The sequence below is a fragment of the Corynebacterium stercoris genome (genome assembly GCF_024160105.1).
Taxonomy (GTDB): Bacteria; Actinomycetota; Actinomycetes; order Mycobacteriales; family Mycobacteriaceae; genus Corynebacterium; species Corynebacterium stercoris.
In genome coordinates this window covers 1-22,158 of the sequence record NZ_JAMFTQ010000012.1, presented here as the reverse complement: position 1 = coordinate 22,158, position 22,158 = coordinate 1, and the positions used below count along the sequence as shown (strand labels likewise).

The 22,158-nt window shown below is 67.2% G+C and carries 18 protein-coding genes; 10 read left to right on the top strand and 8 right to left on the bottom strand.

Going from position 1 to position 22,158, the window contains the following annotated elements:
* Window position 1: 1 nt before the first annotated feature.
* From M5J20_RS08805 to M5J20_RS08790, 4 genes are read right to left on the bottom strand one after another with little or no spacing between them, the layout of a single operon-like run.
* Entirely contained in the window at window positions 2–997 is a 996-nt protein-coding gene (locus M5J20_RS08805; RefSeq protein ID WP_253578652.1) for a trimeric intracellular cation channel family protein, read from the bottom strand.
* Window positions 998–1,052: 55 nt separating this feature from the next.
* Window positions 1,053–2,291: a SatS C-terminal domain-containing protein gene (locus tag M5J20_RS08800; RefSeq protein WP_253578650.1), complete on the bottom strand. Its 1,239-nt coding sequence runs from the start codon at window positions 2,289–2,291 to the stop codon at window positions 1,053–1,055.
* Window positions 2,292–2,330: 39 nt separating this feature from the next.
* Complete coding sequence (locus tag M5J20_RS08795; protein ID WP_253578647.1) at window positions 2,331–3,428, bottom strand: C40 family peptidase; 1,098 nt, start codon at window positions 3,426–3,428, stop codon at window positions 2,331–2,333.
* Window positions 3,425–3,706: a hypothetical protein gene (locus tag M5J20_RS08790; protein WP_253578644.1), complete on the bottom strand. Its 282-nt coding sequence runs from the start codon at window positions 3,704–3,706 to the stop codon at window positions 3,425–3,427. Before M5J20_RS08790 ends, M5J20_RS08795 begins: the two co-directional genes overlap by 4 nt.
* A 56-nt stretch (window positions 3,707–3,762) precedes the next feature.
* Between M5J20_RS08790 and upp the strand changes: the two genes are divergently transcribed.
* The 4 genes from upp (at window position 3,763) to M5J20_RS08770 (ending at window position 7,586) form a co-directional block, all read left to right on the top strand.
* A complete protein-coding gene (upp, locus tag M5J20_RS08785; protein WP_253578641.1) occupies window positions 3,763–4,398 on the top strand; it encodes a uracil phosphoribosyltransferase in 636 nt (211 codons plus the stop codon).
* Window positions 4,399–4,468: 70 nt separating this feature from the next.
* A complete protein-coding gene (locus M5J20_RS08780) occupies window positions 4,469–4,891 on the top strand; it encodes a helix-turn-helix domain-containing protein (protein ID WP_253578638.1) in 423 nt (140 codons plus the stop codon).
* 66 nt (window positions 4,892–4,957) lie between these two features.
* On the top strand, window positions 4,958–6,166 hold the full coding sequence (locus M5J20_RS08775) for an amidohydrolase (protein ID WP_437177636.1): 1,209 nt from the start codon (window positions 4,958–4,960) through the stop codon (window positions 6,164–6,166).
* A 13-nt stretch (window positions 6,167–6,179) separates the two neighbouring features.
* Window positions 6,180–7,586, top strand: a complete 1,407-nt coding sequence (locus tag M5J20_RS08770) for an NAD(P)H-quinone dehydrogenase (protein ID WP_253578635.1) — start codon at window positions 6,180–6,182, stop codon at window positions 7,584–7,586.
* Here the strand turns inward: M5J20_RS08770 and M5J20_RS08765 are convergent, their stop codons facing one another.
* On the bottom strand, window positions 7,587–8,828 hold the full coding sequence (locus M5J20_RS08765; protein WP_253578632.1) for a helix-turn-helix domain-containing protein: 1,242 nt from the start codon (window positions 8,826–8,828) through the stop codon (window positions 7,587–7,589).
* 233 nt (window positions 8,829–9,061) lie between these two features.
* Here M5J20_RS08765 and prpD point away from each other — a divergent pair, with 233 nt between their 5' ends.
* The 4 genes from prpD to M5J20_RS08745 all read left to right on the top strand — a co-directional run bounded on the left by prpD (window position 9,062) and on the right by M5J20_RS08745 (window position 16,348).
* On the top strand, window positions 9,062–10,573 hold the full coding sequence (prpD, locus tag M5J20_RS08760; RefSeq protein ID WP_253578630.1) for a 2-methylcitrate dehydratase PrpD: 1,512 nt from the start codon (window positions 9,062–9,064) through the stop codon (window positions 10,571–10,573).
* Window positions 10,573–11,529, top strand: coding sequence for a methylisocitrate lyase (gene prpB, locus M5J20_RS08755; protein WP_253578627.1), 957 nt, complete (start codon window positions 10,573–10,575; stop codon window positions 11,527–11,529). The genes prpD and prpB overlap by 1 nt, the downstream gene beginning before the upstream one ends.
* A 33-nt stretch (window positions 11,530–11,562) precedes the next feature.
* Entirely contained in the window at window positions 11,563–12,708 is a 1,146-nt protein-coding gene (locus tag M5J20_RS08750) for a bifunctional 2-methylcitrate synthase/citrate synthase (protein WP_253578624.1), read from the top strand.
* Between the two features lie 220 nt (window positions 12,709–12,928).
* Entirely contained in the window at window positions 12,929–16,348 is a 3,420-nt protein-coding gene (locus M5J20_RS08745) for a pyruvate carboxylase (protein WP_253578621.1), read from the top strand.
* Window positions 16,349–16,424: 76 nt separating this feature from the next.
* On the opposite strand, the gene M5J20_RS08740 is transcribed toward M5J20_RS08745, so the two are convergent.
* Complete coding sequence (locus M5J20_RS08740; protein ID WP_253578618.1) at window positions 16,425–16,904, bottom strand: GNAT family N-acetyltransferase; 480 nt, start codon at window positions 16,902–16,904, stop codon at window positions 16,425–16,427.
* 36 nt (window positions 16,905–16,940) lie between these two features.
* Between M5J20_RS08740 and M5J20_RS08735 the strand changes: the two genes are divergently transcribed.
* Window positions 16,941–17,840, top strand: a complete 900-nt coding sequence (locus M5J20_RS08735) for a chymotrypsin family serine protease (protein WP_253578615.1) — start codon at window positions 16,941–16,943, stop codon at window positions 17,838–17,840.
* Here the strand turns inward: M5J20_RS08735 and M5J20_RS08730 are convergent, their stop codons facing one another.
* Both M5J20_RS08730 and M5J20_RS08725 read right to left on the bottom strand, forming a co-directional pair.
* Window positions 17,841–19,601, bottom strand: a complete 1,761-nt coding sequence (locus M5J20_RS08730) for an acetyl/propionyl/methylcrotonyl-CoA carboxylase subunit alpha (protein WP_253578613.1) — start codon at window positions 19,599–19,601, stop codon at window positions 17,841–17,843.
* A 124-nt stretch (window positions 19,602–19,725) separates the two neighbouring features.
* The gene (locus tag M5J20_RS08725) at window positions 19,726–20,613 is read right to left on the bottom strand and encodes a sulfurtransferase (RefSeq protein WP_253578610.1); all 888 of its coding nucleotides are present in this window, start codon (window positions 20,611–20,613) and stop codon (window positions 19,726–19,728) included.
* Window positions 20,614–20,904: 291 nt separating this feature from the next.
* Between M5J20_RS08725 and M5J20_RS08720 the strand changes: the two genes are divergently transcribed.
* Complete coding sequence (locus M5J20_RS08720; protein ID WP_253578607.1) at window positions 20,905–21,969, top strand: Cj0069 family protein; 1,065 nt, start codon at window positions 20,905–20,907, stop codon at window positions 21,967–21,969.
* Window positions 21,970–22,158 lie beyond the last annotated feature (189 nt).

Below are 22,158 nucleotides of genomic sequence, written 5' to 3'. Positions count from 1 at the left end.
GTCACTTCCCCCTCGCCTGGTAGCGGGCCACCAGGCGCTCGATCAGCTCGTCAGTGAGTGCCTCATCGCTCAACACCATGTCGAGCATGTCGCTTTTCGACGCATCCTTGCCGTCCGCAAGCTGCTGCTCAGCCAGGTCGTCGGTGAACTCGGTGAGGAACTCGTCCGCGTCAATTTCCGCCTGCTGGCGGCGCTTGCCTCGGCGCACCTCCGCCTCGATGCGGCGCTGGAGCGCCTTCTCCATCTGGCGGTGGCGCCACGACCGCAGGCTCTTCGGCTCGAGCCCGCGGGCGACGTCGCGCGAGCGGCGTTCCGCGATGCGGGCGAGCTTGGTCACCTGCGCGGCCGTCTCGTTGACAGGCGCCACCTGGGCGGTGGACATGCGCCAATTGCCGTAGTAGCCGACCAGGAAGAGGGCATAGCTGACGATCGGGCCCAGGATCAGCCCCCACGCCTGCAACCCGGCGGCGTTGCCGAGCAGCACCACGACGGCGCAGGCCACGGCCGGGACCACGGCGGGCCGGTTGTTGCCGAAGATGGCTGGCTCGCGGCCGGTGACCACGTCGCGGATCATGCCGCCGCCGGTGGCGGTGAGCACGCCCATGAGGATGGAGGGCAGCAGCGGCAGGTTGTAGGCGACAGCCTTTGTGGTGCCCGTTGCGGCCCAGAGCGCGGAGATGAGGGCGTCGCCGTGGCTTTCTGCGAAATCCCAGGTCTTGCCGTTGAAGTAGGTGAAGCGGGCGATGAGCGCGCCGATGAACGCGAGAATGAGGTATTCCGGCTGCCGCATCGCGGCGACTTGTCCCTCGTTGATCAGGATGTCGCGCAGCATGCCGCCGCCCAGGGCGGAGAGCATCGCGATGAAGAAGAAGCCCACGATGTCGTAGCCGCGCTGGCGCGCAATAGTGCCGCCGATGATGCCCATCAGCAGCACGCCGGAGACGTCGAACCACCGGTAGATGTCACCGATGAGCGGGTCAACCTGGTCCACTGTCATAGGCGGATAGTTTAAGGCCCGGCCCGCGGCGCGGCCGGGCGGGGAGGGGGTGCGCCTAGAACTTGGAGAAGCGCTTGATCAGCTGGTCCTCCATATCCTTCCACGCCTGTGCCTTGTCGGTGAACGGGGCGGACGGCACGTAGCCGGCGGCCTCGGTCGAGCCCAGCATGTAGGCCAGGTAGTCCTGCATCCGCGGGTTGGCCAGGAGGATAGAGTTCAAAGAATCGTCGCCCGCCCAGTCGGCGGCGTCGGCCAGCAGCTCGTACGCCTTGCCCATCTGCTTCGTGTCCACCGCGTCGACGCTCTTCGCAATGTCCTCGGCGATGCCGTTGAAGGAGTAGGCGTTATCTGGGTGGACCTCCACCTTTAGCTCGCCAGCGTTCGCCTCGTTCATCAGGTCCTGCCAGGTGGACACGCCGGCGAGGTCGTGGTCGTCGTTCTCAATGATCCAGCGGCTGAGGTGCTTCGGGGTGGGGAAGGTGAAGATTTCGCCGTACTTGCCCAAGAACACCGGGGATGTGCCCAGGTACGTGCGCAGGGTGTAGACGGTTTTGCCCTGGATAGTCACCTTCACCGGGTCGATGCCGGCCCGCGCCCACGTGGAGGCGTCGTACGGGTCCGCAGCGGCGGCGCGGGCCGCCTCGCGCTGCTCGTCCTGCGCGGCGGCCGCGGCGCGCTTGTCGCTCGCCGCGAGGATCGCGGCGGAAGCAGCCGCGACAGCGTTCGCGTCCAGGCTGGAGGTCTCCACCACGCGCACCGCGCCGTCCAGGGACTCGACAACCGACGCCCAGTTCTGCAACACCACGTGGCCCACGCTCGACCACTCGTCCAAGCCGTTGTCGCCGGAGTAGTGGTCGGAGCCGCGGGACACGTTGTTCAGCACCGAGTGGGAGGCGAAGAAGATCTGCGCCTGCTCGGCAGCGGCGACGTCGGCAAGCGAGCGCGAAATCTGGAACACGCGCGACAATGCGGAGACGTTCTCGTGGCTCGGGCGCCCGGCGAGGAAGTTCGGGGCGCCGATGATGTCGTACTCCTGCTTGGCGCTGGGCAGCACGCGGTCCTCGCCCTGCGCGGAGAAGGCGGACCACTTCGGGTGGTCGCTGAGATCGTGGCGCGGGGTGGTCTCCAGATACGCCAGCATGTCCTCCGGGGACGTGAAGGCGAGCACGGATTCCTCGTCGCCGAGGAATGCCTGCCACTCGGACCCCTTCTCCTTCCAAGTCGGTGCCCACAAGGTGTAGAAATCGCCCTGGGTGAGGGACAGTTTGACGGGGAGAATCGCGCGGGTGCTCATGGGGGCTAACTGTACTAGGCGCCTGCGCCGCGGCCCTGTTTATGCCGTGGGCCGCCAGAAACCCTTGAACGCCATGCCCATGTTACTGGTGCGCACCGGGTTGAGCTGGACTGGGTCGCCGGCCTCGATCATCATGCCGTCGCCCACGTACATCGCGGCATGGCCCGACCAGATCACCAGGTCACCCGGCTGCAGTTCCGCGAAGCTCACTTGGCGTCCGACGGCTTGGTCGGAGGCGATGCGCGGGATAGTCACCCCGGCTTGTCGGTACGCCCACGAGGTGAGCCCAGAGCAGTCGAACCCTCCGGGCTGGGAACCGCCCCACACATACGGCGTGCCCAGCTGCGATTTCGCGGCGGCGACGGCTGCCGCCGCGGCAGCCGAGGGGTTCGGGGCAGCCGCAGGCACTGCCATGGGCGGGGGCGGTGCGGGCGCTTCGCGCACGGGGGCGGCGGCAGCGGGCTGCGTCGCCCGCACCGGCGGCGCGACCGGCCGGACCTGGGGCGGGGCGCTGGCCGCCGGGGCAGGAGGGGCACCGAGCACAGTCTGCGAGGCATAACCCCCGAGCGCGGCCTCGGCCTCCTGCGTGCCGACGGTCGCCCCAGGCAGCGGCACCGCCATCGCCTGCGCCGTCGCCGCTGCGAGCCGCTGGGCCGCCTCCTCGAGGCCGGTGCGCATCTCCTCGAGCGCCTGCTGTGCCTGTCCGAAGGCGATGGCGATCAGGCCGGCCGCAGCGGCCATTTGGGCCGCCGGCCCCGCAGGTGTCGCGGCAACAACCGCGGCCGCAACGCTGGGGCCGAGGCCGGCCGCGATCGTCGTCAATTCAACTGCTGTGGCCAGCGTGATCAAAGCGCCGGCGGAGATGGCGTCGCTAATCGCCCCGCGGTGGAACTCCAACGCGGCCACCGCGTCGAGCCGGGATTGCGCGTCCCTGCCCACCAGCTGCGCGAGCGGCGCAAACGCGGCGAAATCCGGGACCCGGTACGCGGGCAGGGTCGGGATGATCTCCGGTCGCGCCGCAAGAATCTTCATCGCGGCAGTGACCGGGTCGAGGACGCCGTCCACGCGCGGGCTGAAGATCGCGTCGCTGTACACCTTGGCCACGTCACCGGCCACGGACGCAAGCGGCGCGGTCACAGCACGGCCTCCAGCGCCTCGGAGGTGCAGCCGTCGACGGCATCGGCGGCGGCGACCGCCAGATCCATCGCAGCCGCAAGCCGGCGCGCCTCGGCGCTGATGCCTTCCGCGCGCTCATTGGCGCAGGCGAGCGCCTCATCGACCGCGGCGCTATACGCGGCAAAGAATCCAGTGGATGGGAACGGGGGTCGGCCGAGCGGGATGAGCGTGGCGGCGTCCGCGCGCAGGGCATCGGTGTGGGCAGAAACAGTGGCAGCGTCGAGCGTGAAAACAGTCATGCGTATTAGACGCTCGCGAACGCGGTTCGGTTCCATCCGCGCTTACCATGGGGGCCATGGAGATCACGGTTGTCAACCACCCCCTGGCCGCCTCGAGGCTGACCATCATGCGCGACGAGCGCAGCAACAACGCCGCCTTCCGCGCCGCACTCGCCGACCTGGGCGCGATGCTCATCTACGAAGCGTCCCGCGACCTGCCGGTAGAGACGTTCGACACCAAAACCCCGGTCGGCACCGCCACCGGTAAGCGGCTGCAGGCCCCGCCGATCATCGTGCCCATCATCCGCGCTGGTCTGGGCATGATTGACCCGGCGCTGTCGATGATCCCGGACGCGCAAGTCGGCTTCATTGGCATGGCGCGCGACGAGAAAACGCACGAGCCGGTGCCGTACCTCGAAGCCCTGCCGGATGACCTCGCGGGCCAGCCGGTGTTCCTCGTCGACCCGATGCTGGCTACCGGCGGTTCGCTGATCCACGCAATTGATTTGCTGGTGGAGCGCGGTGCTGACGACATCACGTGTGTGTGCATGGTCAGCGCACAGCCGGGCGTCGATAGGCTCGCAGCTCACGGTGGCCCAGTGCGGCTGGTCACGGCGACGATTGACCCGGCGCTGAACGAGAACGCCTACATCGTTCCCGGCCTCGGCGACGCAGGCGACCGCCTCTACGGACCGCGCAACATCGACCTGTAGCGGGGTGTTCAAACCTCGGTTAGGCTAAGGCCTCGTCGCACGCTGGGGGGCGTGCAAGAGGGGGTTCACCATGGGGGAAGTGCTGCCGCAGGGCTACTGGGTCAGCTACGCGCTCGGCTTCGGCCACCGCGTCCGAGTCATGCGAATGATGCGGGGGCTGACGCAAGCCCGGCTCGCGGAAATTGCGGGGGTCTCGCGTTCGCTTGTTTCCAACGTCGAGCGCAACCACTACAACGAGGAACGCTGCGCCGATCCCCTTCTAAGCAGCGTGTACCGCCTGGCGGGTGCGCTCTACGTCCCGCCCGCGGTGCTGCTGCCGAGCGCCGGGGATCTCGTCGACCGCCCCTTCGCCATCCCCGGGGACGACCTCACCATGGCCATGAGCTGGCCCAACGTCCCCTTGGACACTGCGCGTTTCGACGAAGAGTACTTGCGCTCCGGCGCTCCCCCGGAGGTGCCGCGATTCCAGCACACCCTTTTTGAACTTCCGTAGCGGGGCGTACACTTCTGCCCAGCACAGGGGCTTCGAATAACGATTGACGCAGGAGGGCTGCACGGCGTGGGAAGCGCGATTTCGGCACACGTTGACGGGTGGTTGCGGGAAAACCGGGATGCAGTCGTTCGCTGGCGCCGCCACCTGCACTCCCACCCGGAGCTTTCCAACGAGGAGATCGAGACCACCAACTTCCTCGTCGATGTGTTGGCGCAGCACGGGCTCGAGGCTGTGCGCTTTCCCGGCACCGGCTGCTACGTGGACCTCGGCCCCGCAGAGGGGGAGCGGATCGCGTTTCGCGCCGACATGGACGCGCTGCGGGTGCCCGAGCAGACCGGGCTTGAATACGCCTCGCTCGTGCCGGGTGTCTCCCACGCGTGCGGCCACGACGTGCACACCGCCGTCGTGCTTGCCCTCGCCTGCGCGCTGAGCGAGTGCGCCGATACCCTTCCCATCGGCGTGCGCTGCATCTTCCAGCCGGCCGAGGAAGTCATGGGCGGCGGCGCGCTCGATGTCATCGAATGGGGCGGCCTCAGCGGCGTGTCCACCATCTTCGCCCTCCACGTCGAGCCCAAGCTGCGCGTCGGCCAGATCGGCGTGCGCGCCGGGGCCATCACCTCCGCGGCCGACGTGATCAAGCTGCAGATCGAAGGCCCGGGAGGCCACACCGCGCGTCCGCACCTGACTGCGGACGTGGTGTACGCGCTCGGCGCCGTCGTCACGCAATTGCCCGCCCTGCTGTCGCGCCGCGTGGATCCGCGGACCGGCACTGTGCTGGCGTTCGGCCGCATCGAAGCTGGCGACGCGGCCAACGCGATTCCGAAGCGCGGGCTTCTCGACGGCACCGTGCGCACCGCGGATATTGCTACCTGGCGCGCGCTCGAGGAGCTGCTCACCGACCTGATCGACCTCATCCTCGCGCCCACCGGCTGCACGCACCAGCTCAACTACATCCGCGGCGTGCCGCCGGTGCTCAACGACGACGCGGCGACAGCGCTCGCGGTCGAAGCCGGCCGCTCGATCGACCCGCACGCAATCGTCACCGCCCCGCAATCCTCCGGCGGCGAGGATTTCTCCTGGTACCTCGAGCACGTGCCAGGCACGATGGTGCGCCTCGGCGCCTGGAGCGGCACCGGCGACAAGCCGGACCTGCACCAAGGGAACATCATCATCGACGAGCGTTCGTTGGATGTCGGTGTCCGCCTCTTCGGCGCAATTTTGGAACGCTACATCTCTGCCCTGTACGGCCCTGACGCTGAGCTGAGCGTTCCCTAGTAGACTGGCCCGCGTGTCGAAGAAGATTGTCATCATGGGCGGCGGCCCCGGAGGCTACGAGGCCGCGCTGGTTGCATCCAAGTACGGGGCGGACATCACGCTGATCGAGGACAACGGCGCCGGCGGTTCGGCGATCCGCAAGGATGTTGTGCCGTCGAAAAGCTTCATCGCGGGTGCGAATATCAAGACTGACCTGCGCCGCGCGGACGCGATGGGCCTCAACCACAACCTGGGCAACGCCCAGCTGGCGCTGACCGCGCTGAACAACCGCGTGGTCGCCTTGGCTGCCGAGCAGTCCCGCGACATCCACGCGCAGCTGGATCGCGCCGGCGTGCGCGTGCTGCACGGCCGCGCCCGTTTCTCGGGCGAGCAGACCGGCCACACCACTCACCGCGTGGTGGCGGAGCTGGCCGGCGGCGAGGAGGAGCGCATCGACTGCGACATGGTGCTCGTGTGCACCGGTGCCAGCCCGCGCGTGCTCAAGGGTGCAGAGCCGGACGGTCAGCGCATCCTCAACTGGCGCCAGATGTATGACCTGATTGAGATGCCGACGCACCTTATCGTTGTCGGCTCCGGCGTGACCGGCGCCGAGTTCGTCTCCGCCTTCGCGGAGCTGGGTGTCGAGGTGACCATGGTGGCTTCCCGCGACCGCATCCTGCCGCACGACGACGCGGATGCGGCCGATGTGCTGGAGACCGTGCTCGAGGGCCTGGGCGTGCACCTGGAGAAGGATGCGCGCGTGGATTCCGTGGAAAACACCGGCGATGGCGTCGTGGTCCGCACCACCGACGGCCGCGAGATCCGCGGTTCCCACGTCATGATGTCCATCGGCTCCATCCCCAACACCGCTGACCTGAACCTCGAGGCTGCGGGTGTGGAGACCACCCCGTCGGGCCACATCCACGTGGACCGCGTGTCCCGCACCAACGTCGCCGGCATCTACGCCGCGGGTGACTGCACAGACCTCATGCCGCTTGCCTCCGTGGCCGCTCAGCAGGGGCGCATCGCCGTCGACCACGCCCTCGGCGAGGGTGTCGCACCGATCCGGTTGAAGACGGTGGGCAACGCCGTGTTCACCCGCCCGGAGATTGCGGCGGTCGGTGTCACCGAGCAGCAGATCCGCGACGGCGAGATCGAGGCGGACATCTACAAACTGCCGCTGGCCACCAACGCGCGCGCCAAGATGCGCTCGCTGCAGCACGGTTTTGTGAAGATCTTCGCCCGCAAGGGATCCGGCCAGGTCATCGGCGGTGTGATCGTGGCACCGACCGCGTCCGAGCTCATCCACTCCATCACCATCGCGGTGACCAACAACCTCACCGTGCGCCAGCTGGCGGAATCGATGGCCGTGTACCCGTCGCTCTCCGGCTCGATCACTGAGGCGGCGCGCCGCCTCATTGCCCACTCCGACCTGGACTAATCAGGTCAAGCGCGCGGCTGGCACCAGCGCCGGGAACGCGCGCTGCGGGCACTCCAGGCGCGGGCACGTCTCGCACCCGGGCCCGATTGGCGTGGCCGATTCGGGAGAGAGGTCCAAGCCGTCCGCGTACACCAGCCGGTCGGCGTAGGCGGCGTCGCACCCCAACGCCACGGCGTGCTCCTGGCGCGGGGTGCCGAACCCCACTGCCGGGCCCTGCACCATGCGCGCCATCCACAGGTAGGTGCGCCCGTCCGGCATCACCGAGACCTGCCTGGTCACGCGGTTGGAGGTTTCAAACGCACGGTGCACCACCCACAGCGGGCAGGTGCCGCCGCGCTGGGCGAAGTGGAACGAGGTGGTGGACTGCCGCTTCGAAATGTTGCCCGCGCGGTCGGTGCGCACGAACACAAACGGCACGGCGCGCTCGCCGGGCCGCTGCAGCGTGCCCAAGCGCTGACACGTCGACTCGAAGCCGGTGCCGAACCGGGCGGCAATCATGTCGATGTCGTAGCGCGTGGCCTCCGCCGCCGCGAGGATCTCGCCGTACGGCATCGTCACCGCGGCCGCGAAATACTGGCCGAGTCCGTGGCGGCCGAGCTGGCGCGCGGTGGCGTCGGCAAGCGGGCGCACGTGCGTCTCAATCAACCTGGCATGCTCGATCAACCCGTAATGGTAGGACAGCTCGAAGCACTGCTGGGCTTCTGTGAGCCCGGTTCGCAGCCGGATCTCGCGCGTGTGCGTATCGACGATCGACCGCGCACCCGCCGTGTGCTGGTTGAACCGCACGGTGTACCCGTGCTCGCGGTCGAACGCCGCAGCTAAACGCGTCAACCGCAACTGCCGGGACGGCGCCTGGAGCGCGAAACGCTCCGCGGCGGTGTCTAGGTCGTCGAAGTAATTCTCGTTGTCTTGGAAAAAGTCGCGGACGCTGATGTGGGGGTTGGCCAAGGAAGCGTCGAAAAGCGAGGGAATGTCCCGCACCCCCTGCGCGACGGCGGGGAAGCGCAGCGCGAACTCGGTGAGCTCATCGTCACCGATGCCCGGCAACAGCTCGGCGAGCTCGCGGACGGTGCGCTGCTGCGCGTCGGGGGAGAAGTAGGAGGCGTCGACGCCGAACACGCGCGTGAGCTGGAGCAGCACGGTGACGGTGAGCGGGCGCTGATCGTTCTCGAGCTGGTTGAGGTAGCTGGTGGAGATGCCGAGTTTGCGGGCCATCTCCACTTGCGTCAGGCCGCGATTCATACGAAGTGTGTGGATCTGTGCCCCCGCGAAGTGCTTAGCCACCGTAGAACCTCCTGTGAGGAACCCCGCACGCTGCGGATTTACAACTTTTACAAAGTGTATCGTTGCGTGACACATTTTTACACAAACTGGATCGAGACCTAGCGCACACAAATGGCCCTAGTATGAGCTGCAACATCCGGCGGATGGGGCCGGGGAGTTGACAAGCGAATATGTGAGGAGCTGAACGCTGCATGATTGAGCACGAAGTACGCACCAGGAAGTCTGCTGAGGAGTTCCCGATCGAGGAGCACCTGGCCTACAAGATCGCCAAGGTTGCCGCGGACCCGGTTGAGGTCCCGGAAGACACCAAGGAAATGATCATCAACCGCATCATCGACAACGCGTCGGTGGCTGTCGCTTCCTACGGCCGCCGTCCGGTCGCCACCGCCCGAGTCATGGCGCAGGCCCACCCGGTCACCGAAAACGGCGCGCAGGTCTTCGGCGTGGAGGGTTCCTACTCCGCAGAGTGGGCCGCCTTCGCCAACGGCACCGCCGTGCGCGAGCTTGACTACCACGACACCTTCCTCGCCGCCGAGTACTCCCACCCGGGCGACAACATCCCGCCGATCCTCGCTGTTGCCCAGCACAAGGGCCTCGACGGCAAGGCGCTGATCCGCGGCATCGCGACCGGTTACGAGATCCAGGTGAACCTGGTCAAGGGCATCTCGCTGCATGAGTTCAAGATTGACCACGTGGCACACCTCGGCCCGTCCGCGGCCGCTGGCATCGGCACCATGCTCGACCTGGATGTGGACACCATCTACCAGGCTGTCGGGCAGGCGCTGCACACCACCACCGCAACCCGCCAGTCCCGCAAGGGCCTGATCTCCTCCTGGAAGGCGTCCGCCCCGGCGTTCGCCGGCAAGATGGCCATCGAGGCAGTTGACCGCGCCATGCGCGGCGAGGGCGCACCGGCCCCGATCTGGGAGGGCGAGGACGGCGTCATCGCATGGATGCTGCACTCCCCGGACCGCACCTACATCGTCCCGCTGCCCGCAGAGGGCGAGGAGAAGCGCGCGATCCTGGACACCTACACCAAGGAGCACTCCGCCGAGTACCAGGCCCAGGCTCCGATCGACCTGGCCCGCCGCATTAAGGCCACCATCGAGGAGATGGGCAAGTCCACCGCGGACATCGAGTCCATCGTGCTGCACACCTCCCACCACACCCACTACGTCATCGGCACCGGCGCGAACGACCCGCAGAAGATGGACCCGAAGGCCTCCCGCGAGACCCTCGACCACTCCATCATGTACATGTTCGCCGTCGCCCTCGAGGACGGCTCCTGGCACCACGTCGACTCCTACCTGCCGGAGCGCGCAGGCCGACCGGAGACCGTGGAGCTGTGGCACAAGATTTCCACCGTTGAGGACGAGGAGTGGACCCGCCGCTACCACTCCACCGACCCGAACGAGAAGGCATTCGGCGCCAAGGCTGTCATCACCTTCAACGACGGCACCGTGATCGAGGACGAGATGGCTGTGGCCGACGCGCACCCGTTCGGCGCCCGCCCGTTCGTCCGCGAGAACTACATCCAGAAGTTCCGCACCCTGGCCGAGGGCATCGTCGACCAGGCTGAGCAGGACCGCTTCCTCGAGGCCGTGCAGAACCTGGAGAACCTCACCGACCTCTCCGAGCTCAACATCGTGGTCAACGACGCTGCCCGCGAGCAGGCTCCGGAGATCCCGGGGGGCATCTTCTAATGTTCGCACCCGAGAAGACCCCGCACGAGCGCCGTTTGGCGCTGCGCGAGTCGCTGACGTCGGAAAGCATTACCAAGCTCCCGGGCGCGTTCAACCCGTTGACCGCGCGCCTCATTGAGGACGTGAGCCGGGATTCGGCTCACGGGTTTGACGGTGTCTACGTCTCCGGCGCCGTGCTGGCCAACGACCTCGGCCTGCCGGACATCGGTCTGACCACGCTCACCGAGGTTGCGCACCGCGGCGGCCAGATCGCCCGCGCCACCAACCTGCCGGTGCTCATCGACGCCGACACGGGCTTCGGCGAGCCCATGTCCGCAGCCCGCACCGTCGCCGAGTTCGAGGCAGCCGGTCTGTCCGCACTGCACCTGGAGGACCAGGTCAACCCGAAGCGCTGCGGCCACCTCGACGGCAAGGAAGTCGTGCCGCGCGACCTCATGGTCCGCCGCATCACCGCCGCCGTCCGCGAGCGCCACGACGACGCGTTCGTCATCTGCGCACGCACCGACGCCGCCGGCATCGAGGGCATCGACGAAGCCATCGAGCGCGCTAAGGCGTACGCCGACGCCGGTGCCGACCTCATCTTCACCGAGGCGCTCTACAGCGAGGCGGACTTCGAGAAGTTCCGCGCCGCCGTGGACACCCCGCTGCTGGCCAACATGACCGAGTTCGGCAAGACCGACCTCATCCCGGCGCCGCGCCTCGAGGAGCTCGGCTACAACGCCGTGATCTGGCCGGTGACCACCTTCCGCCTCGCCATGGGCCAGACGGAAGAGATGCTGCGCGACATCGCCCAAACCGGCACCCAGGAGCCGTGGCTGGAGAAGATGCAGCACCGTTCCCGCCTCTACGAACTGGTGCGTTACGACGAATACAACCAGTTCGACCAGTCCGTTTTCACCTACTCCAAGGACACGTACCAGCAGACCTTCGTCGCCAACTCGGACGACGTGAAGTAACCCCACCCATTTTTGAGACAAGGAGCACATCACATGACTGAGCAGGACATCCGCAAGGGCCTCAACGGCGTCGTCGCCGACTACACCGCCGTTTCCAAGGTCAACCCGGAGACCAACTCTCTGCTGTACCGCGGCTACCCGGTCCAGGAGCTGGCTGAGCACTGCACGTTCGAGGAGGTCGCCTACCTCCTGTGGAACGGCGAGCTGCCGACCCCGGAGCAGCTCGAGGAGTTCCGCGGCGGCTGCATGGCCAACCGCGACATCGACGAGGAACTGGTCCAGGTGATCAACTTCCTGCCGAAGGACTGCCACCCGATGGACGTGCTGCGCACCGCCGTGAGCTACCTGGGCACCCACGACCCGGAGAAGTTCACCACCAGCGCAGATCACCTGCAGTCCATCGGCCGCCAGCTGCTGGCGAAGCTGCCGACGATCGTCGCCACCGACATCCGCCGCCGCCAGGGCAAGGAGTACATCGCTCCGTCCAAGGAGAAGGGCTTCTCCGAGAACTTCCTCTGGATGGTCTTCGGCGACGACGAGAAGTCCCCGGCGAACATCCCGAGCGACATCGAGGCGTTCGAGAAGACCATGATCCTCTACGCGGAGCACTCCTTCAACGCTTCCACCTTCACCGCCCGCACCATCGCCTCCACCATGTCCGACGGCTGGTCCGCCATCACCGGCGCCATCGGCGCGCTGAAGGGCCCGCTGCACGGCGGCGCGAACGAGTTCGTCATGCACCACATGGAGGAGATCGGCGACCCGGCGAAGGCTGAGGAGTGGTGCCTGAACAAGCTCAAGAACAAGGAGCTTGTGATGGGCTTCGGCCACCGCGTGTACAAGAAGGGCGATTCCCGCGTGCCGACGATGGAAGCGGCCTTCAAGAAGCTCGCCGCCGAGCACCCGGAGAAGGACTCCCAGAAGTGGGTGGAGATGTACGACATCATGGCGAAGACCATGTACGAGAACACCTCCATCAACATCCGCCCGAACCTGGACTTCCCGTCCGGCCCGGCGTACTACATTCTCGGCTTCGACATCGAGTTCTTCACCCCGCTGTTCGTGATGTCCCGCATCACCGGCTGGACCGCCCACGTCATCGAGCAGTTCGAGAACAACTCCCTCATCCGCCCGCTGTCCGCCTACAACGGCCCGGACGAGCGCCACGTCGAGCGCTAATTCGCTTGCCGACGTTTGCGAAGCCCGGCCTGCTCGTCCCCGAGCCGGCCGGGCTTCGGCGCTTCGGGGGTAGGGGGTACCTGCCCAAAAAACCAACCAAGGTAATACCAGAAATATCGCACACTGCGTGCGTTAAAGTTGTATTGTCCGCCAAACTCACCCAACGTAACCCAGGACACATAATGACCTGCGGAATCACGTTCCTCCGAAAGGACCAATAGTGGAAGAGCGCCTTGTTGAACTTCCTGCTTTCAAGAAAATCTTGGTAGCGAACCGCGGCGAGATTGCCGTGCGTGCTTTCCGCGCCGCGTTTGAAACCGGTGCGAAGACCGTTGCCGTTTACCCCCGCGAGGACCGCAACTCCTTCCACCGCCCGTTCGCAGACGAGGCCGTGCAGATTGGTGTTGAGGGCCAGCCGGTGAAGGCCTACCTCGACATCGAGGAGATTATCCGCGCTGCGAAGCAGACCGGCGCGGACGCTGTCTACCCGGGTTACGGCTTCCTCTCCGAGCGTGCGCAGCTGGCCCGCCGCTGTGCGGAGGAGGGCATCAAGTTCATCGGCCCGTCCGCCGAGACCCTCGACCTGACCGGCGACAAGTCCGCGGCCGTGCTCGCCGCCGAGCGCGCCGGCCTGCCGACGCTGAAGGACTCCAAGCCGTCCTCCGACCCGAAAGAGCTCGCCGAGTTCGCCAAGGACTTCGAGTTCCCGATCTTCGTCAAGGCGGTGGCCGGCGGCGGCGGCCGCGGCATGCGCTTCATCGAGAAGATCGAGGACGTCGAGCGCCTCGCCGCCGAGGCATCCCGCGAGGCGGAGGCAGCCTTCGGCGACCCGAGCGTGTACATCGAGCGCGCCGTGATCAAGCCGCAGCACATCGAGGTGCAGATCATGGCTGACTCCCACGGCAACGTCGTCCACCTCTACGAGCGCGACTGCTCCGTGCAGCGCCGCCACCAGAAGGTCGTCGAGATCGCCCCGGCGCAGCACATCACCGAGGAGCAGCGCCAGCGCATCTGCCAGGACGCGGTGAACTTCTGCAAGGAGATCAACTACGAGGGCGCCGGCACCGTCGAGTTCCTCGTCGACGAGCAGGGCAACCACGTCTTCATCGAGATGAACCCCCGTGTGCAGGTGGAGCACACCATCACGGAGGAAGTCACCGGCATCGACATCGTGAAGAACCAGATGTACATCGCTGCCGGTGCGAACCTGGCCGACCTTAACCTGCAGCAGGAGCAGATCGAGGTGCACGGTGCGGCGCTGCAGTGCCGCATCACCACCGAGGACCCGAAGAACGGCTTCCGCCCCGATGCGGGCACCGTCACCGGCTACCGCTCCCCGGGCGGCGCCGGCGTGCGCCTTGACGGCAACGTCCACGTGGGTACCACCATCACCCCGAACTTCGACTCGCTGCTGGTGAAGATGTCCTGCCGCGGCCGCAACTTCCAGGTTGCGGTGGATCGCGCGCTGCGCGCCCTCAACGAGTTCGCCATCGACGGCGTGTCCACCAACATCGGCTTCCTGCGCGCGTTGCTCTCCGAGCCGGAGTTCCGCAACGAGCGCATCAACACCGGCTTCATCGCGGACCACCCGCACCTGCTGGACGCTCCGGATGCCGCCGACGACGCAGGTAAGATCCTCAACTACCTCGCTGAGGTGACCGTCAACAAGCCGAATGGCCCGCGCCCGACCAACATCCAGCCGTCGAAGAAGCTGCCGAAGCTGGAGTACGGCGAGACCCCGCGCGGTTCCCGCGACGAGCTGCTCGAGCTCGGCCCGAAGAAGTGGGCGGAGAAGCTGCGCAACCAGACCGCGCTGGGTGTTACCGAGACCACCTTCCGCGACGCGCACCAGTCCCTGCTGGCTACCCGCGTGCGCACCAACACCCTCGTGGCTGCGGCGAAGCACGTCGGCCACCTGACCCCGGAGCTGGTCTCCGTGGAGGCGTGGGGCGGCGCGACCTTCGACGTGGGCATGCGCTTCCTGCACGAGTCCCCGTGGATGCGCCTGGACGAGCTGCGCGAGGCAATGCCGAACGTGAACATCCAGATGCTGCTGCGCGGCCGCAACACCGTCGGCTACATCCCGTACCCGGAGTCTGTGACCCGCGCGTTCGTGAACGAGGCGGCGACCTCCGGCATCGACATCTTCCGCATCTTCGACGCGCTGAACGACGTCTCCCAGATGCGCCCGGCCATCGAAGCTGTGCTGGAGACCAACACCACCGTCGCCGAGGTCGCAATGGCCTACTCCGGCAACCTGCTGGACCCGGCCGAGGACCTGTACACGCTGGATTACTACCTCAACCTCGCCGAGGAGATCGTCGAGGCTGGCGCGCACGTCCTGGCGGTGAAGGACATGGCTGGCCTACTGCGCCCGATGGCGGCATCCAAGCTGGTCACAGCGCTGCGCGAGCGCTTCGACCTGCCGGTGCACGTGCACACCCACGACACCGCCGGCGGCCAGCTGGCCACCTACCTGGCGGCTGCCCAGGCCGGTGCCGACGTGGTCGACGTTGCCTCCGCGCCGCTGGCGGGCACCACCTCCCAGCCGTCGATGTCCGCACTGGTGGCGGCGTTCGCCAACACCGAGCGCGACACCGGCATCTCCCTCCAGGCCGTCTCTGACATGGAGCCGTACTGGGAGGCTGTGCGCCAGGTGTACGCCCCGTTCGAGTCCGGCATCCCGGGCCCGACCGGCCGCGTGTACAAGCACGAGATCCCGGGCGGCCAGCTGTCCAACCTGCGCACCCAGGCCAAGGCGCTGGGCCTGGCGAACCAGTTCGAGCTGGTGGAGGACTACTACGCCGGCGTGAACGAGATCCTCGGCCGCCCGACGAAGGTGACCCCGTCCTCCAAGGTGGTCGGCGACCTGGCGCTGCAGCTCGTGGGCCAGGGCGTGACCCCGCAGGAGTTCGCCGAGAACCCGCGCAAGTACGACATCCCGGAGTCCGTGATCGGCTTCCTGCAGGGCGAGCTTGGTACGCCTCCGGGCGGCTGGCCGCTGCTGCGCGAGAAGGCGCTGGAGAACCGCGGCGAGGTCGACCACACCGTGCAGGTGCCGGCCGAGCTCGCGCCGGATCTGGAGAGCGACGACCACGAGACCCGCCGCACGGCCCTAGACAAGCTGCTGTTCCCGAAGCAGTACGCCGAGTTCCTCGAGCACGAGCGCATGTACGGCATCACCGACCAGCTCGGCGACAAGACCTTCTTCTACGGCCTCGAAGAGGGCGAGGAGACGATGATCTACTACGGCGAGATCGACGCGAACATCCCGCCGCTGGTGGTCCGCCTCGACGCCGTCGGTGAGCCGGACGAGAAGGGCATGCGCCAGGTGATCCTGACCGTCAACGGCCAGGTGCGCCCGATGCTGGTGCGCGACAACAACGCCGAGTCCACCGTTGCCGAGGTGGAGAAGGCCGATTCCTCCAACCCGGGCCACGTCGCGGCGCCGTTCGCCGGTGTGGTGAACGTGACCGTGAAGGTCGGCGACGAGGTCAAGGCCGGCGACCCGGTCGCCACCATCGAGGCCATGAAGATGGAGGCGAACATCTCCGCGACCAAGGACGGCAAGGTCGAGCGCGTCGCGCTGTCCCAGGCGACGAAGGTTGAGGGCGGCGACCTGGTGGTGGTCATCGCCTAAGGGCACTTTGCTTGACGACGTTTAAAGCGCCGGCCTCCAACCCAGGAGCGCCGGCGCTTTCGTCGTCTCGTGCGGTTTAAAGCTCGAACGTCATCACGTCATCGATCTCGGGGTGGTCGACGAAGCCGAACTCCTCGTAGCGGTGGCGCGCCCGCGGGTTGTCCGGTGCGACGTAGAGGGCCACCCGCTTCGCACCCTGCTCGCGCGCGAGCTCGACGACCTGCTCCAGCAGCTGTGCGCCGAGGCGCTGCCCGGCGAAGCGGTTCTCCACGGCGATGGCGATTTCCGGCGTCTCGGGGTCCAGGTTGGCGTGGCCGTCGGCGGGGTCGGACCAGTAACGCAGCCACACGCCGCCGGCCGGCACGCGCCACTCGTCGACGGCGATGACACCGCCGTCGCGCTCCGGGTCCCAATCGCCGACGTAGCGCGCGGCATCGGCGACTTGGTTGGGGCCGACCTCGGCCGTCTCGTCGCCGAACACGTCGGCGAGGTAATTCAGGCGCTGGAGGTAGGTGCGGTCGGATTCATCTGCTCGTCGGAAAGCGAAGTGCGACATGCGGCCGATCGTAGCTGAAGGGGTAGTCTGACCCGCATGCGATGGACAGGGCTGGCAGGAGCGGTGGTGCTCGCGGCGGCGGTGGCGGCGCCGGCGCACGCTGCGGAGGTTGAGGCGCGGCAGGGCGACCGGATCCGGATCGGGGAGTCGACGTATTGCACGCTCGGGTTCAACGACCGCGACGCGCGTGTGGGCTACACTGCGGCGCACTGCGGCCGCGGCGGGGATCGGGTGGCGGTCGAGGTCGGCGGCGAGTTCCGTGAGGCCGGCACGCTGTACCCGTCGACGGCGTACGGCGCGTCGGTGTCCGGCAATGACTGGGCGCTCATCCGTTGGGACGACGAGGTGGCGCTCGGCGAGAACCGGATTACTGGCGACGCTCGGATTTCCCCCTCCGAGCTGAAGGCCGGCGACCGGATCTGCACGTACGGCGCAGCGACGGCCGCCCCAAGCTGCGGGGCGTACGCGGGCACGCTCGGCGGCAACGTGTACTGGGACCAGTCGCCGGCGACGGTGGGGGATTCCGGCGGGGCCGTGTTCGTCGACGGGCGCCGCGGTTTCATGGGCGTGCTGTCCGGGCACAGCGTCGTCGGCAGCCCGAGCGGGGAGCACACGGTGCTGCGCGCCGCCGCGCCGACGAACAGGCCGGCACCGACTGCCGACGAAGAGATTGCGCTGATCTCCGACTTCTACCGCGACCACCAAGCCGCGGGGCTCATTGTGAGCACGCCGATCGTCAGCGCCACCGACGCCGCCGCCAACATTGCGGGCCGGGTGGAGCAGCGGTGGATGGACCGGTCGTCGGCACGCGGTGCGGAGAGCGACTGGCAGGCGGGGACGCTGCCGGTCATCGCCGCGATCGTGATGGGCGTGCTGGTGGCCGCCACGCCGACGCTGGTGCAGCTGATTGAGACGGTGCGCGGCTGGGCGCGCTAACTACTTCAGCTCGAGCAGGGGGGCGCCCTTGTTCACCTGGGTGCCGGCCTCGGCGGCGAGCCCGGTGACGGTGCCGGCTTTGTGGGCCTTGACCGGGTTCTCCATCTTCATGGCCTCGAGGACGAGCAGCACGTCGCCCTCGGCAACCTCGTCGCCCTCGGCGACGTTGACCTTGATCACGGTGCCCTGCATCGGCGACGCCACGGTATCGCCGGAGGCCGCCGCCTTAGACTGGCTGGAGCGGCGCTTCTTCTGGCGCGGGCGTTGCGTGCCGCCGAAGACGAGCGACTGCGGCAGCGCCACCTCGATGCGGCGGCCGTTGACCTCTACGGCGAAGATGCGGTTCTGGGCTGCCTCGGCATCCTCGTCCGAGTCGGCGTCCTCGGCGGACGGCAGGTCGTTGACCCACTCTTCCTCGATCCAGCGCGTGTACACGTCGAAGCCCTCATCGTCGCCGACAAACGCCGGGTGCTCCACCATCGCCTTGTGGAAGGGGATCGCGGTGGGCAGGCCGGTGATCGTGTACTCCGCCAGCGCGCGGCGCGCCCGCTGGATCGCCTCCGTGCGGTCCTCGCCGGAGACGATGAGCTTCGCCAGCATCGAGTCGAACTGGCCGCCGACCACGGAACCGGCGCGCACGCCGGAATCGACGCGTACACCCGGGCCGGCCGGCTCGACATACGTTTTGATGGTGCCCGGGGCCGGCATGAAGCCCGCCGCGGCGTCCTCGCCGTTGATGCGGAACTCAATCGCGTGGCCGCGCGGCGCCGGATCTTCGGTGAAGCGCAGCGGTTCTCCTGCGGCGATGCGGAACTGCTCGCGCACCAGGTCCACGCCGGCGGTTACCTCAGTCACCGGGTGCTCAACCTGCAGGCGGGTGTTCACCTCGAGGAAGGAAATCAGCCCGTCGGAGCCCACGAGGTACTCCACGGTGCCGGCGCCGGTGTAGCCGGCCTCCTTGCAGATCGCCCGGGCGCTGTCGTGGATGCGCGCGCGCTGCTCGTCGGTCAAAAACGGCGCCGGCGCCTCCTCGATGACTTTCTGGAAGCGGCGCTGCAGGGAGCAATCACGCGTGCCGACAACAACAACGTTGCCGTGTGCGTCGGCAAGCACCTGCGCCTCGACGTGGCGCGCGCGGTCCAAGTAGCGCTCCACGAAGCACTCGCCGCGGCCGAAGGCGGCGGTAGCTTCGCGGGTGGCGGATTCGAACTGCTCCGGGATCTCCTCGCGGGTGTGGGCGACCTTCATGCCGCGGCCGCCGCCGCCGAACGCCGCCTTGATGGCGACGGGCAGGCCGTGCTCGTCGGCGAACGCGAGGACCTCATCCGCGGTGGAGACAGGATCCTTGGTGCCCGGCGCCATCGGCGCGCCGACCCTCTCCGCGATCTGGCGGGCGGTGACCTTGTCGCCGAGCGCGGCGATCGCCTCAGGGGAGGGGCCGATCCAGGTCAGGCCGGCGTCGATGACCTTCGCGGCGAACTCCGCGTTCTCGGACAGGAAGCCGTAGCCCGGGTGGATCGCGTCAGCGCCTGCGTCTGCGGCGGCTTTCAAGATCTTGTCCATGTCCAGGTAGGACTCGGCTGCCGTCGTGCCGCCGAGGGCAAACGCTTCGTCGGCAAGCGACACGAACGGCGCGTCCGCGTCGGGCTCGGCATAGACCGCGACGGAGGCCAGGCCAGCGTCCTTCGCTGCGCGGATCACGCGCACGGCGATCTCCCCGCGGTTGGCAACCAGAACCTTGGTCAGTGGGGTAGTAGCCACAAATACTTCCCGTCTCTCGCTAGATAGATAGGTGCACCAACATATATCGGTTGTGTCGGTTCATAGTACAGCGCGGGGCGGGCCCGAAGACACTCAAACCCGCCCTAACTTACGGCACCGTAGGTTAATTCGTCGCCGAACCCGCTCCCGTTTCAATCGGGACGCGCACCATGTTGCCCCACTCCACCCACGAGCCGTCGTACAGCGAGACGTCCGTGAAGCCGAGGATGTGGTTCAGCACAAACCACGTGTGCGCGGAACTCTCGCCCATCTGGCAGTACACCACCGTGCGTGCCGACGGATCGAAGTCCTCATAAATCGCGGCGATGTCGTCGATGCCCTTGAACAGCGCGTTCGGGAACACCGAGCGGCCCCACGGCACGTTCACCGCGCCCGGGATGTGGCCGGAGCGCAGCGTCTGCGGCGCGCGTTGCGTGGCGGCCGTCGCCGGCACCTCCTCACCGGCGTACAACTCAGGCGCGCGGGCGTCGATGAGCTGGATATCGCTGACGTCGAAAAGCTCGGAAGCGAAGGTGCGCAGCGGCGCATCCCGGCGCTCGACGACGGGGTAATCGCTGGCCGGGTACTCCGGCACCGCAAACGAGGTGTCGCGCTCCTCGCCCATCCAGGCATCGCGGCCGCCGTCGAGCAGGCGCACGTCCGGGTGGCCGAACAGTTCAAACACCCACGCCGTGTACGCGGCCCACCAATTGGCGCGGTCGCCGTAGACCACCACAGTGTCATCGCGGGAAATGCCGCGGTACCGCATCAGGGCGGCGAACGCCTCACCGTCGATCAGGTCGCGCACCACCGGGTCGTTGAGGTCCCGCGTCCAGTCAATGCGCACCGCGCCCGGGATGTGGCCGATGTCGTAGAGGTAGGCGTCCTCGTCGCTCTCGACAACCTTCAGCCCCTTCGTGCCCAGGCGGGCCGACAGCCACGCCGCGGAGACGAACTTCTCCGGGTGCGCGAAACTTTTGAATTGCGGGTTGTTCTCCAGCTCAATTCCCACGTGGGCGCCTCCTGGGATCTTTCTGGCGTGCAAGCGAAATATCACCATCAACGATACCGCCGCGAGGCCTTCCGGGGACGGCGTTTTGGGGGTCCACCGAACGTGTGTGAGTTCTACCACTTACGTGCTGCTTGCCGGGTGGATTCACGCCGGACACCGTACAGTTTTTCTAAGGAACGGCCGGAATTTTCGGGCCTGACGCAAGGCCTGCTTCGCAGTTCCGCCGGGCAGAATCCCGGCGCCGCTAGGCGCGGCGAACACTGCAACGATCTACACCGAAAGGGATCTTAAGTGCACAAGGCAATTGTTGTTTTCGAGGTTGAGGGCGGCTCCGACAAGTACTTCGACGGCCACCGCAAGGACACCATGCCGATCGTCAACGCGATCAAGGACAAGGGCTGGCACGCAGAGGTTGTTTACTTCCGCCCGGAGTGGGCCGGTGACCTGTTCAAGTACGTCTCCGAGAACTTCGACGGCTACATCTCCCGCGTGAACCCGGGTAACGTCCCGGGCGGCGAGAAGGGCTACTTCGACCTGCTCACCCGCCTTTCCGAGGCAGGGCTTGTGGGCATGTCCACCCCGGAGGAGATGGTCTCCTACGGTGCCAAGGACGCCCTGGTGAAGCTGAACCAGACCGACCTGGTTCCTTCCGACACCGCCGCGTACTACGACGTGGAGACCTTCCACAACACCTTCCCGACCTCCCTCTCCTACGGTGAGCGCGTGCTGAAGCAGAACCGTGGCTCCACCGGCTCCGGCATCTGGCGCGTCCGCCTCGCCGACGAGGAGCTGGCCAACTCCGTCGAGCCGGGCACCGCGCTGCCGCTCGACACCAAGCTGAAGTGCACCGAGGCTGTGGACAACCACACCGAGGACCGCGAGCTGGGCGAGTTCATGGACTTCTGCGACCAGTACATCGTGGGTGACAACGGCATGCTCGTCGACATGCGCTTCATGCCGCGCATCGTCGAGGGCGAGATCCGCATCCTCCTCGTCGGCCCGCACCCGGTCTTCGTGGTGCACAAGAAGCCGGCCGCCGGCGGCGACGCATTCTCCGCAACCCTGTTCTCCGGTGCGCAGTACACCTACCAGAAGCCGGAGGAGTGGCAGGAGCTCGTCGACATGTTCGCCGAGGTCCGCCCGGTCATCGCCGAGAACCTCGGCGGCGACAACATCCCGCTGATCTGGACCGCTGACTTCATGCTCGCCGACGACGACGAGACCGGCGAGGACACCTACGTCCTCGGCGAGATCAACTGCTCCTGCGTCGGCTTCACCTCCGAGCTCGACATGGGCATCCAGGAGATGGTGGCTGACGAGGCCATCAAGCGCGTCGAGGAGAAGAACGCTTCCTAAGCGCTTCCCGCTTAACGACGATTGAAGCCCCGGCCCCGGCCGGGGCTTTTCGCGTGCCTGCTAGTCGGCGGATTCTAGGGGTCGTTGCAACATTTCCTAGCTTTCAGCTAAACCTAACAGCTCCGCCATCCGCTCCGCAGGAGTAGCAAAACCCAACGTCTTACGCGGCCGACAATTCAACCGATGAGC